This is a genomic window from Curtobacterium sp. MCLR17_032 (genome assembly GCF_003234795.2).
Classification (GTDB): Bacteria; Actinomycetota; Actinomycetes; order Actinomycetales; family Microbacteriaceae; genus Curtobacterium.
In genome coordinates this window covers 3,627,348-3,639,645 of sequence record NZ_CP126268.1, presented here as the reverse complement: position 1 = coordinate 3,639,645, position 12,298 = coordinate 3,627,348, and the positions used below count along the sequence as shown (strand labels likewise).

Sequence of the window (12,298 nt, the reverse complement as noted above, 5' to 3'; positions counted from 1 at the left end):
TGGACGGAAGCGGTCCCGGACTCGGAACTGTGCCTCAGCGCCGGACTCCGATCCACTGCACGCTCCGTGGGTCGTCGCAGAGCCCGTCGGCCCAGTCCACCGGGAGGAGCGCACCCGGTCCGGACGGGTCGACGAAGTCGCCCGTCCAGGCCTCGCCGGCGATCGCTTCGGCGCTGTCGTCCGTGAACAGCGTGCGCTCGGCGGCCAGGTCGTAGCGGCGGCCGAGGACCGGGCCTCCTGGGCGGTCGCGGTAGAGCACGACCGCGACGTCGTCGGTCAGGGCGCGACCCGCGACCCATTCCGTGCCGTCGTTCCAGTCGGTGTCGGTCGCGAACAGGTGCTGCAGGTGCACGAGGAACGCGTCCGCGGAGGCGCGTCGTTCGCCAGGGGTCATGGACGGCATGTCGAGATCAAGGCGCACCCCGAGTCATCCCTGAACTGCGCCGACGGCGGAGCACGCGTGATCGCGGAGTCCTGTGCGACGCATGGACCCACGGTGCGGTCCCTCGCCCGTTCGGGCAACGTGGTGACGGACCACTCGCGTCAGGCCGTGATCGTGCTCGAGAGCTGCTGCACCTGCTCGACCAGGGCCCGGTGGTCGACGCCACCGCCGGCAGCCACGTAGTCCTCGGCCCGGTGTGCCGGGTCGGTCGCGACGCCGGAGGTGAACCCGCGGAACCAACCGCCGGCCCGCTCGAGCACCAGCGCACCCGCGGCGACGTCCCACGGGTGGGTGGCGAAGCCCATCGTGACGTCCGACCAGCCGGCGGCCACGTGCGCGAGGTTCAGCGCACCGCTGCCGGTGCTGTGGTGGTGCCGGTACCGGAGCGTGAGGTCACGGACCAGGGCGAGTGCAGCCTCCTCGCCGAGGAGTTCCAGGTCCTGCTGCACCGGGAAGCTCGTCAGCACGGTCGCGGCGTCCTCGGGCAGGGACACGGACCGGATCGGTGCGCCGTCCAGGGCCGCGCCGGTGTCGTCGGCGGCGAACAGGTGGTCGGCGACCGGGTCGTACACGGCGCCGGCGAGGACGACCCCGTCGACCTCGGCGGCGATCGAGACGCACCAGTAGGCCAGCCCCCGGGCGAAGTTCGCGGTGCCGTCGATCGGGTCCACGATCCACCGGAGGGACGCGTCACCGGTGCTGCCGCCCTCCTCCCCGAGCACCACCGAGCCGGGGAACGCCCTGGTCAGCGCGGTGGTGATGGTCTCCTCCGCGGCACGGTCGTGCACCGTGACGACGTCGTGGGCGTCACGCTTCGTGGCGATCGCCATGTCCGACCGGAACGCCTCGAGCAGCTGCGGTGCGACCGTGCGGCAGGCGGCCTCGGCGGCGGCACGGAGCGCGGCGGGGGTGGGGGAGACGGCGGGCGTGGCGGGCGACGACATGGGACCGGTCTACGACGTGGCCGGTCCTGGACGGGGAACCACGCGGTGCTCCGAGCCGAACCGGAGGTGAACACCGGGGGTGCGTCGACCGCCGTCGTGGTTCGTCCGTTGAACGCGGTGTGAACGGACGGCGGCGGGTCGCTGACGTCGCTTGACCGGCTCCTCCGACCGCCCGCACAGTGGACACCGTTCCCGGATAGGGAACGTTCCCTACCCGAAGGTTGCTCGACATGACGGTGTCCGTCCGGCCCGGCCTGCTCGCCGGTCCCGCCCGCCCCGCCAGGACGACCCGGTCCTGGCTGCGGTCCGACCGCCGCGTCGGCATGGCCCTGCTCCTGCCGGCGTCGGTCGTGTTCGGCGTGTTCGTCTTCTACCCGCTCGTCCGCGTCATCGTCCTCAGCACGCAGGGCACCGACATCTTCGGCCAGCCCGCCGGATCGGTCGGCCTGCAGAACTACGTCCGGACCTTCACCGACCCGGCCTTCGCCCGGACCATGCTCAACACGGCGCTGTTCTGCGTCGGCGTGGTCGCCGGCCGCATCGTGTTCGGACTGCTCATCGTCGTACCGCTCACCGCGAAGCTGCGCGGGATGCCGGTCTTCCGGGCTCTGCTCACCTCGCCGATGGTCGTGTCCGTGTCAGCGGGGTCGGTCGCCTTCGCGACGATGCTCGCCCCCGGCACCGGCCTGGTGAACACCGTGATCCGGCAGTTCGGCGGCCAGGGGATCCCGTGGCTGACGGACACGCACTGGGCGCTGGCGAGCGTCGTCCTCGTCACCGTCTGGGGCTCGCTCGGGTTCACCGTGCTGCTGCTCGTCGGGGCCTTCGGGGCGATCGACCCGCAGGTCGTCGAGGCCGCGCAACTCGACGGCGCGGGCCCGGTCCGCACCTTCTGGTCGGTGTCGCTGCCACTGGTCACGCCGACCCTGTTCTTCGTCGTGGTCACCGGCACCGTCGAGGCGCTCACCACGTTCGGTCAGATCCAGATCCTCACCTCGGGAGGCCCGGCCGACTCCTCCCGCACGCTCGTCTACGCGATCTACCAGCAGGCGTTCGGCTCGGCGAGCGCGAACTTCGGGCTGGCGGCAGCGCTCGGCGTCGTGCTGTTCCTGCTCGTCCTCGGGCTGTCCCTCGTGCAGTTCGGTGTGCTCGAGAAGCGGGTGAACTACTGATGCGACCCGTCACCGCCCGGCGCTTCCGCAGCGCCCTCGTCTACGCCTGGCTGATCGCCGCCGTCGTGGTCGTGTGCTTCCCGCTGTACTACGTGTTCGAGGGCGCCCTGACCCCGAACGAGTACCTCGACCAGGGGCTGCCCGGCCTGCTGCCCGTCCACCTGACGCTCGACAACCTGGTCCGTGCGACCCAGGTCGTGCCGCTCGGACGTCAGTTCCTCAACAGCGTGCTGGTGACGTTCTGCCAGACGGTGCTGCAGGTCGTGATCGGCATCATGACCGCCTACGCGCTGGTGTTCTGCCGACTCCGCGGCACCCGGGCGCTGTTCCTCGTCCTGCTCGCCAGCATGATGATCCCCGGCGAGACGACCCTGATCGCGAACTACCTGACCGTCTCCTCGTGGCACATCATCGACACCCTGCTCGTGGTGTTCCTGCCGTTCGTCGCCTCGGCGCTGACGATCTTCCTGTTCCGGCAGGCGTTCCTGAGCTTCCCCGACGAACTGCGCGAAGCCGCGGTGCTCGACGGTGCCGGCCACTTCCGGTTCATCCGGTCGATGCTGCTGCCGATCACCCGGCCGACCCTGGTGTCCGTCACCCTCGTCAGCGCCACGGCCGCGTGGAACGGGTTCTTCTGGCCGCTGCTCGTCACGAACTCGCCGGAGAACCGGACCGTGCAGGTCGGCATCGCCCAACTCGCCGACGCCCAGGCGTCCGACGTCGGTGTCGTCCTGGCCGGCGCCGCGATGGTCACCCTGCCGGTGCTCGTCCTGGTCCTCGTCGCCCAGCGGTTCCTGGCCGGTGGCCTGACCGCCGGCGCCCTGAAGTGACCGGCGCACTGCAGTGACCGGCGCCCTGCACGGCCACCGCGCAGCGGTGACCGCCGACGCGCTCACGTGACCGTCCGTCCCTCCCGTCTCCCGCCCCGCCCCAGCTCCCACCCTCACCCCGAACAGGAAGCAGCACCATGTCGTCTCGACGCTCCACCGCCGCACTCGTCCTCGGCGCCGCCACCGTGCTGGCGCTCGCCGGGTGCTCCGCCTCCGGCACCGCCGCCTCGTCCGGTCCCGTCACCGTCGACTTCTGGCACGCCATGGCCGGCCCCGCCGCCACCGAACTCGGCTCCCTGGTGTCCGAGTACAACGCGCACAACGCCGACCACGCCACCGTCAAGGCCTCGTACCAGGGTGACTACGCCGCGGTGCAGACGAAGTACACCGCCGCCGTGCAGTCCTCGTCGACGCCGGACCTGCTCATGATGAACGACGTGTCGACCGGCTTCATGATGGACTCCGGCCAGACCGTCGCCCCCACCACCCTCGGCAAGGTCGACACCTCGTCGATGGCCCCGGCCGCCGAGCGCTACTACAGCGGGAAGGACGGACTGGCAGCGATGCCGTTCTCGGTGTCCGTCCCCGTCCTGTACCTCGACAAGGCGCTCGTCGAGCGGGCCGGACTCGACCCGAAGTCCCCGCCGAAGACCCTCGACCAGGTCGCGACCTGGGCCGAGGCGATCCACAAGGCGACCGGCGCCTACGGCTTCAGCATGAACATGGCCGACTCGTGGATGCTCGAGGAGCTCTCCGCCTCCGGCGGCAAGCCCTTCTGCTCGCCGGACAACGGCCGCGGGTCCACGAAGGTCGACGGGGTCAGCCTGACCTCCGACACCCAGGTCGGCTTCATGACCCGGCTGCAGTCGCTGTACCAGGACGGCGTCGCGCTGAACCCGGGCACCGACTCCGCCGCCATGAACTCCGCCTTCGCCAGCGGCAAGGTCGGCATGCTGATGACCTCGTCCGGTGCGTACACGACCGTCGACCCGGACGGCTCGAAGTCCGTCGTCACGACCTTCCCCACCACCGCCTCGTCGAAGGACGCTGGCCAGGTCATCGGCGGCAACGCGCTCTGGATCTCCGGCAAGGGGCACTCGACCGCGGAGCAGCGTGCCTCGTACGACTTCGCGAAGTGGCTGCAGACGCCCGAGGTGCAGGCGAAGTGGGCGAAGGCGACCGGCTACCTGGCGATGGACACCGGGGCGGCGTCGACCAGCGTCGGCAAGCAGTCCCTCGCCGACCCGAACGTCGCGGCCATGTACCGGCAGCTGGCGGCCGACCCGTCGAGCACCGCAGCGGCGGGCTGCGTGACCGGCGCGTTCCCGACCGTCCGCGCGACCGTCATCGGCGCGTTCAACCGGGTGGTCGAGGGGGCGGACGTGCGCGCCACCATGCGGACCGCCGAGAAGCAGGCGTCCGCGCAGATCGCGGACTACAACGCGGCTGCCGGCAAGTGAGCTGAACCGTCGCGGACGGGAGGCACGGTGCGGGCCCGCACCGTGCCTCCCGTCCGCTACTGCGCGCCTTCCGGCGCCATCAGACCGTTCCGGTACGCGAACGCGATCACCTCGTTGCGTGACCCGAGGTCGAGCTTGCTCAGGATGTTGCCGACGTGGGTCTTCACGGTCGCCTCGCTGATGTACGCCTGCCGCGCGATGTCGGCGTTGGAACAGCCGTCGGCGAGGAGCCGGAAGATCTCGCGCTCACGCGTCGACAGTGTCGCGACCACCGCATGGTGCGTCACCGGGGTGATCGGGACCGGTGCGGTGTCCGGTCGACGTGCGCCGATCCTCCAGGACAGCGCTGCGGCCGCGACCGACACGACGACCCACGCCGCGATGTCACTGGCGATCCGGCCACCCCACGGGAGGCCGTTGACCGTGCCCCACCGGCCGGACAGCGAGACCGTCGGGACGGTCAGCAGCGCGCCGACACCGACCGCAGCAGCCAGGACGCCGGCGAGCAGCCGACGCCGGTGGGCGGGGTCAGCCGACCGCGCGACGAGCGCGGGAAGCGGCAGGAGGACCAGGTAGCCGACCCAGCTCGCCTGGCTGAACCGGGCCGGCCAGAAGAGCAGTTGCAGGGTCACCAGCAGCACCGTGCCGACGACGGCCCAGGTCGGCCGCAGGCGCGCCATGCCGAGTGCCGCGGCGTACCCGACCATCACCAGGACCGCGTACGGGTTCGTGGCGAAGGTGTCCTCCCGCAGAGGGACGTCCACGGTGAACTGGCCGTGTTGCGTCGCGACCCAGGCGGCGAGGATGGCCAGGGCGACGGCCGGCACGATGGAGGCCTGCAGCAGTTTCGGCATGTTGATCACGGTAGGACCCGTGGTCGCCTCGTGGGCCGGGTCAGGGGTGGAATCCCCCTGGAGTCGGAGTCGTCCATCGGGGGGAGTGGCCCGTGATCGGGGCCAGTGGCGGGCGCGCGACCCCCTCCGCTCTCGTCCTGGCCATGTCCGGCTCGACGACGCGGTTGTGTCTCCTGCGCCCGGATCTGGTACTAATGAGATCCGTTCTCATCAAGGAGACCCATGTCCGAGTCGCTGCCGGCGGTCCGCCCGACGTCCTCGGCGACGCTCCCGGCCGACGCCGTCGTGCTCCTGATGCACCGATCGCGTCGTCGCGCAGCGGCCCGGATCACCCTGCTCGTGGCGGTGCTCGCCGTCGTCGCCGTCGCCGCGATGATGACCGGTCCGGTGTCGATCGCTCCGACCCAGGTCATCGGCATCGTGGTCGACCACGTCAGCGGCGTCCGATCCGGTGACTGGTCCGCGTCCGCCGACCAGATCGTCTGGGGCACGCGGGCACCTCGGGTCGCGATGGGGATCATCGCCGGCGCCGTACTGGCCGCCGGGGGAGCGGTCCTGCAGGCCCTCGTCCGGAACGGTCTGGCCGACCCGTACCTGCTCGGCATCAACTCCGGCGCCAGCACCGGCGTCGCACTCGTGGTCCTGGTCATCGGCGGAGGCGGCGCGCTCCTCTTCTCCGGCGCGGCGCTGGCCGGGGCGATCGGCGCCGTGCTGCTGGTCGTGGCCCTGGCCGGGACCGCCAGCCGTCGCGGTCCGATCCGGCTCGTGCTCGCCGGGCTCGCCGTCGGGTACGCCCTCAACGCGGCGACGAGCTTCCTGGTCTTCTGGAGCGACTCCCCGGAGGCCGCCCGCTCCGTCCTGTTCTGGCTGCTGGGCTCGCTGGGGTCGGTGCAGCCGGTCGCACTCGCCGCCGCAGCAGTGTCAGCCGGTCTCGGACTCGTCGCGCTCGTCGTCATCGCACCGTTCATCGACGCGCTCGCGTCCGGTGACGACTCCGCGCGGTCCGCGGGCATCGACCCCGAACGCGCACGGCTGGCCTTGATGGTCGGTGTCTCCGCCATGGTCGGCGTCATCGTCGCCGCGGTCGGCGGTGTCGGGTTCATCGGGCTCGTCGTGCCGCACCTGGCACGTCGGCTCGTCGGCGGCCGACACCGGGCGGTCCTGCCGGTGTCGGCGTTGCTCGGCGCGGTCCTGCTCGTCGTCGCGGACACGGTCGCGCGCACCGTCTTCGCGCCCCAGGAGATCCCCGTCGGGGTCGTGACCGGTGTGCTCGGTGCGCCGTTCCTCCTGGTCCTCCTCCGCCGCACCGCCCCCACGTCCACCCCCTGACCGCCAACCCCACGGTCGACCCCCTTTGGAGACCCCCTTGCGAACCCGAACCCGAACCCGAACCCGAACCCGAACCCGGCGCCGGTCCTCCACCCGGCCCCGGTCCACCCCGGTCCTGACGGCGATCGGTCTGCTCGCGACCGCCGCCGTGGTCAGCCTGAGCGGCTGCGCGGCATCGTCCAGCGCCACCGAACCGACCACGAGCCCGAACGGCGCTGCGCACTTCCCGGTCACGATCGAGAACTGCGGCACCCCGGTGACGATCACCGCCGCCCCGCGCCGCATCGTGCTCGTCAACAACGACGAACTCCCGAACCTCGAGGCGCTCCATGCCGTCGACCGGATCGTCGGCATCACCGCACCGCTCGCCCCGGACCTGTACGCGAAGCAGACCTACCGCGACCTCGCCCGCCTGCACGTGCTGTCCACGAAGCAGACATCGACCGGCGGGTCCGTCGTGTCGCAGGAGAGCCTCCTCGGAGCGAAGCCCGACCTGGTGATCGCCCCCGCGAACGCCGTCGACCGGGACGCACTGCAGGCCGCCGGCATCCCGCTCTACACACCCTCGGCGTACTGCACGGACCCCGGGCCCGAGCTGAGCCGCACGGCGACGTTCGGCCGGGTCTGGAGCGAACTGCGGACGCTCGGCACGGTCCTCGGGCAGCGGGCGCTGGCCGAGGACGCGGTCCAGGCCGGACGCGCCACCTTGTCGAAGCAGTCCGCCGCCACCGACCGCGGGACCGCTGCCGCCCTGTACGTGTCGTCCGGCGGGGGCGTCCTCTCGCCCTACGGCGGACCGAGCATGGTCACGCCGGTGTTCCACGCGGTGGGGCTCCACAACGTCTACGCGGACGCGAAGCAGCGGGTCTTCGACGCCAACGTGGAGGACATCATCTCCCGCGACCCGTCGACGATCGTGTTGCTCTACTCGAGCGGGACGGCGCAGGACACCATCGACAGCTTCCGCACGGCACCCGGCGTCTCCGGACTCTCCGCGGTCCGACACCACCGGGTCGTCGCGCTCCGCTTCCCCTTCACCGACCCGCCCTCGACCCTGTCGGTGGCCGGGCCGGCCGAGCTCGCCCGGCAGCTCGACGCGCTCGGGTGATCGAGGCGCACGCCGTCACCGTCCGTGCCGGGCGCCGGGTGCTGCTCCACGGTGTCGACCTCAGGGCGCCGACCGGCTCCGTGACGGCGATCGTGGGGCCCAACGGCAGTGGCAAGACGACGCTGCTCCGCGCACTGCTCCGAGCCGTGCCGGTCGACGACGGCCGTGTGGAGATCGACGGGCAGGACGTCCGACACCGCTCACGCCGGTGGATCGCCCAACGCGTCGCGAGCGTGGCGCAGCGGCTCGACCCGGACCCGGCGCTCACCGTGGCGGACGAGGTCGCGCTCGGCGGCCTCGCCCGAGCCAGCCTGCTGGACCGCGGAGGCGCGGGATCCGATGCGCGGGTCGCCGCAGCCCTCGACGCGGTCGCGCTGGCACACCGAGCCGGCGATCCGTTGGCCGCGCTGTCGGGCGGCGAACTGCAGCGGGTCGGTCTCGCACGCGCGATCGCCCACGGAGCCGACCACGTCCTCCTCGACGAACCGACCAACCACCTCGACCTGCGGCACCGGCTCGAGGTCCTCGAACTCCTGCCGCGCATCGCCCCGACGGTCGTCGTCGTCCTGCACGACCTCGAGGTCGCCGCACGCGTCTGCGACCACCTGGTCGTCCTCGCTGCGGGCCGCGTCGTCGGTGCCGGGCCGCCCGCCGACGTCCTCCGCCCCGCGCTCCTGGACGCCGTGTACGACGTCCAGACCACTCGCCGGGACGACCCCGACGGCGACCTCCACCTCACGTTCCGCCTGCCCACCTCACCGGCCGTCCCCTCGGCCCCTCCGGAAGGACCCACCGCATGACCGACACCACGACCACCACTCTGACGGCCACCCCGGACGACACGGCGCGGGCACGCGACCTGGCGACCCGGTGGGACGCCCAGCAGACCGCCTACATCCGGCACCGGGCGGAACGCTTCGCCACGATCGCCCGCGTGGTCGCGGCCGTCTGCGCGGACACGTCCGCCCCGCGGGTCCTCGACCTGGCGGGTGGCACCGGCTCGCTCGCGGAAGCAGTGCTCGCCGCCGTCCCCGGCGCCACGGCAGTGGTCGCCGACAAGGACCCGGCCCTCCTCGCGATCGCCGCGGACCTCGCCGCCGCCGACCCTCGGCTCGTGATCGCCGAGGTCGACCTCGCCGACCCGCACTGGGCCGAACACCCGGCCATCGCCGACGCGCCGTTCGACGCCGTCGTCAGCTCCACCGCTCTGCACTGGCTCCAGCCGGGGACCCTCGTCGACGTCCTCCGACGCACCGCGGACCTCCTGCGCCCCGGCGGCATCCTGCTCAACGGCGACCACCTGTCGTACCAACGGGACGAGAGCACGATGGCTGCCATCGCCGCGGACGACGACGCGGCGACCCAGCGCGAGGGCTTCGCGAGCGGCGCGGACACGTGGGACGCCTGGTGGGCCGCGGTGGCGGAGACGCCCCGCTACGCCGAGGCCCTCGCGCGGCGCGACACCGTGTGGGGCGCGGAACTGCACGAGGCGCCGCCGAAGGTGACGCCCGGGTTCCACGTCGAGTCGCTCCGCAGTGCGGGCTTCGCAGAGGTCGGCACGGTCTGGCAGTACCTCGACGACCGCGTCGTGTACGGCGTCCGCTGATGGTCGAGGCGCGAGATGATGGGGTGTGATCTCGCGCCTCGACCTCCCCGTCACCGTCCCCACCCGGAGTGCGGTGGTGGTGATCCGTCGCGCGACGCTCGACGACCTCGGGACGGTCCTGCGCCTCCTGACCGACGACCCGATCAGCGCCGCGCGCGACGGTGCGTCCGGTGCGTCCGGTGCGTCCAGTGCGTCCGGAACGTTCGGCCGGGAGGCGCTCCTCGCGCACTCGGAAGCGTTCCGGCAGATCGCGGCCGACCCCGGCAACGACCTCGTCGTCGCGGAGGACGCGGACGGCGTCGTCGTCGGCACCCTGCAGCTCACGCTGATCCCCGGACTGTCGCGTCGGGGGAGCGCGCGCCTGCTCGTCGAGTCCGTCCGGGTCGCGAGCGAGCAGCGTTCGGCCGGGGTCGGCACGGCACTGATGCGCTGGGTCACCGACCAGGCGGCGCCGGCGCTCGCCGTGTCACTCGTGCAGCTGACCTCGGACGCCGCTCGGGTCGACGCCCACCGGTTCTACGAGCGACTCGGCTTCGTCGCCAGCCACGTCGGCTTCAAGTACGCGGTCGAGCGCCGCGGGAGCGATGCCTGACGACGACCGTCGTGCGGCAACTTCGGGTGGGCTGTCGGCGTCGCGGGCCTCCTCGTCCTCGGAGCCTCAGGACTGCTCGCGTTGACCGCCAGAGGTCGAGCTGTGAGGACCTGACGCTCGACCAGGGCTGCTCACCAGGTCGCTGGGTAGAGCTTCGCTTCGGAGGTCGACGGGGCGACACGGTACTTCTCCAGGACCTGGGACATCAGGGTCCGGAAAGCGGGAGCCGCGGAGCTGGAGAACTTGTGGCCCGGTCCCGGCTTCGTGAACGTCACGGTGACCACGTACTTCGGGTCTTCCGCAGGAGCCATACCGGCCACGGAGATGATCCGGTCTGCACCGTAGCCAGCGGCACCGTTCGCGACTTCAGCAGTGCCGGTCTTGGCTGCGACGTTGTACCCGGATATCGGCTGCATCCCGACGAGCGTTCCGCCCTTGACGACGCTCTGCAGCATCTGGACGACCTGATCGGCGGCAGCGGTCGAGACGACGCGTTGACCCGTGATGTCGGGGGCGTCGATCGTGGAGCCGTCAGCCAGTCGGCACCCGGCGACGAAGTGCAGAGGGATACGGACACCGCCGTTGCCGAGGGTCTGGTAGATGCTGGCCACCTGCATGGCAGTCGTGGAGATGCCCTGCCCGAACATCGAGTTGATGTTGGTCTGCGAGTCCCAATTCGGCGACGCGGGGTAGTCCATGCCTGGCTGGCCGCCGTAGGTGATCGCCGACTGCGGCTCGAACAGACCGAACTTGCGCATGTAGTCGTAGCGTTGCTGTGCGGTCAACGCTTCCCCGAGACCAGTGATCCCGACGTTCGACGAGTCGCGGAGGATGCCGGTCAGCGTCAACTGCTCCGTCGGATGCAGCTCAGCATCACTGATCCGTCCGCCCCAGGGGAACGTCCGGGAGTACGGCACGGTGGCCTGTGTGGTCGGGGTCGCTCTGCCCTGGTCGATGAGTGCCGCTGCGATCGCGGCCTTGATGGTCGATCCCGGTTCGTAGGTGTCCGTGAGTGCCCGCGAACCGTAAGCGCCCTTGTCATGCGTTGCGTCGACGTCGTTGGGGTCGACTGTCGGGTAGTCAGCGACGGCCAGTACCTCGCCGGTCTTGGCCTTGGTGACCGTGGCAGTCGCGGACACGGCGCCGATGTCCTTCGCTGCAGCCGCGACGTCCTGTTCGGCCATGTACTGCAGGTCGCTGTCGATCGTGGTGAGGAGCGTGCCGCCGTCCTTCGCCTGCTTCGTCGTCACCGTCGACCCCGGCAGCTGCACACCGTCAGCACCTCGTTCGTAGGTCTGCGCCCCGTTCGTCCCGGCCAAGCACCGGTCGTAGGCGAGTTCCAACCCAGCCTGAGGTCCGTCGGTGCCCATGAACCCGGTGAGGTTCCCCGCGGTTGCGCCGGTCGGGTACGTCCGCGCTGACTGCGGTTGCGGGTAGATCCACGGGATCTCCAATCGCCGCAACTTCTCGAAGTGCTCTGTGTCCAACCCCTTCGCGAGGTACGCGAAGTTCGACTTCGGGTCGGCAGCGATCGCCGTGCGCATCGACTCCACCGATGCTCCGGAAACCCGCGAAACCGCCTCGAGCGCATCGCTGACGCTGACCTTCTGCAACCGCGTCCCGCCGAACTTCCCCCGGAACCCCTTCACCAGCGCCGGCGCGGTGGTGATGTCGTACCGGGTGACACTGTCCGCGAGTTCGACTCCGGATCTGTCGACGATCGCGCCTCGTTCCCCGTAGACCGTCACGGGGATGCTGCGCTTCAGCTCCGCCTGCCTGTGGAGCGCCGACGCGTGCACGACCTGGATGTCCACCAGCCGGACGACGAACACCACGACGAGCGCGATGACCGTCACCATCGCCACGGTGTACCTCATGCCGGTTCGCCGTCGAAGATCTGGCAAGAGTCCCCCTCTTGGTCCCGCCCCGGCAAAGCTGAGGCGTCCCCATGCTGGGGCACA

At 71.2% G+C, this 12,298-nt stretch carries 12 protein-coding genes; 8 read left to right on the top strand and 4 right to left on the bottom strand.

What is annotated here, in order from left to right; all coding sequences use genetic code 11:
- Nucleotides 1-34 precede the first annotated feature (34 nt).
- Nucleotides 35-394: a hypothetical protein gene (locus DEI97_RS17345; RefSeq protein ID WP_111076306.1), complete on the bottom strand. Its 360-nt coding sequence runs from the start codon at nucleotides 392-394 to the stop codon at nucleotides 35-37.
- A gap of 149 nt (nucleotides 395-543) precedes the next feature.
- Nucleotides 544-1,386 (bottom strand): inositol monophosphatase family protein, encoded by an 843-nt coding sequence (locus tag DEI97_RS17340; RefSeq protein WP_111076307.1) that lies wholly within the window; start codon nucleotides 1,384-1,386, stop codon nucleotides 544-546.
- Between the two features lie 230 nt (nucleotides 1,387-1,616).
- Between DEI97_RS17340 and DEI97_RS17335 the strand changes: the two genes are divergently transcribed.
- From DEI97_RS17335 to DEI97_RS17325, 3 genes are all read left to right on the top strand, one after another.
- The gene (locus tag DEI97_RS17335; protein WP_111076308.1) at nucleotides 1,617-2,558 is read left to right on the top strand and encodes a carbohydrate ABC transporter permease; all 942 of its coding nucleotides are present in this window, start codon (nucleotides 1,617-1,619) and stop codon (nucleotides 2,556-2,558) included.
- Nucleotides 2,558-3,388: a carbohydrate ABC transporter permease gene (locus DEI97_RS17330; protein WP_111076309.1), complete on the top strand. Its 831-nt coding sequence runs from the start codon at nucleotides 2,558-2,560 to the stop codon at nucleotides 3,386-3,388. The genes DEI97_RS17335 and DEI97_RS17330 overlap by 1 nt, the downstream gene beginning before the upstream one ends.
- A 137-nt stretch (nucleotides 3,389-3,525) precedes the next feature.
- Complete coding sequence (locus DEI97_RS17325) at nucleotides 3,526-4,848, top strand: extracellular solute-binding protein (protein ID WP_111076501.1); 1,323 nt, start codon at nucleotides 3,526-3,528, stop codon at nucleotides 4,846-4,848.
- A gap of 56 nt (nucleotides 4,849-4,904) precedes the next feature.
- Here DEI97_RS17325 and DEI97_RS17320 read toward each other — a convergent pair whose 3' ends face one another.
- A complete protein-coding gene (locus DEI97_RS17320; RefSeq protein ID WP_284158291.1) occupies nucleotides 4,905-5,702 on the bottom strand; it encodes a helix-turn-helix transcriptional regulator in 798 nt (265 codons plus the stop codon).
- 222 nt (nucleotides 5,703-5,924) lie between these two features.
- On the opposite strand from DEI97_RS17320, the gene DEI97_RS17315 reads away from it, so the two are divergent.
- The 5 genes from DEI97_RS17315 to DEI97_RS17295 all read left to right on the top strand — a co-directional run bounded on the left by DEI97_RS17315 (nucleotide 5,925) and on the right by DEI97_RS17295 (nucleotide 10,337).
- A complete protein-coding gene (locus tag DEI97_RS17315) occupies nucleotides 5,925-7,031 on the top strand; it encodes a FecCD family ABC transporter permease (protein ID WP_284158290.1) in 1,107 nt (368 codons plus the stop codon).
- Nucleotides 7,032-7,179: 148 nt separating this feature from the next.
- Nucleotides 7,180-8,139, top strand: coding sequence for an ABC transporter substrate-binding protein (locus DEI97_RS17310; RefSeq protein WP_181439168.1), 960 nt, complete (start codon nucleotides 7,180-7,182; stop codon nucleotides 8,137-8,139).
- Nucleotides 8,136-8,939, top strand: a complete 804-nt coding sequence (locus DEI97_RS17305; RefSeq protein ID WP_111074164.1) for an ABC transporter ATP-binding protein — start codon at nucleotides 8,136-8,138, stop codon at nucleotides 8,937-8,939. The genes DEI97_RS17310 and DEI97_RS17305 overlap by 4 nt, the downstream gene beginning before the upstream one ends.
- Nucleotides 8,936-9,745 (top strand): class I SAM-dependent methyltransferase, encoded by an 810-nt coding sequence (locus DEI97_RS17300; RefSeq protein ID WP_111074163.1) that lies wholly within the window; start codon nucleotides 8,936-8,938, stop codon nucleotides 9,743-9,745. The genes DEI97_RS17305 and DEI97_RS17300 overlap by 4 nt, the downstream gene beginning before the upstream one ends.
- 25 nt (nucleotides 9,746-9,770) lie before the next feature.
- Entirely contained in the window at nucleotides 9,771-10,337 is a 567-nt protein-coding gene (locus DEI97_RS17295; RefSeq protein ID WP_111074162.1) for a GNAT family N-acetyltransferase, read from the top strand.
- A gap of 131 nt (nucleotides 10,338-10,468) precedes the next feature.
- Here DEI97_RS17295 and DEI97_RS17290 read toward each other — a convergent pair whose 3' ends face one another.
- Nucleotides 10,469-12,196, bottom strand: coding sequence for a peptidoglycan D,D-transpeptidase FtsI family protein (locus tag DEI97_RS17290; RefSeq protein WP_284158289.1), 1,728 nt, complete (start codon nucleotides 12,194-12,196; stop codon nucleotides 10,469-10,471).
- Nucleotides 12,197-12,298: the final 102 nt, after the last annotated feature.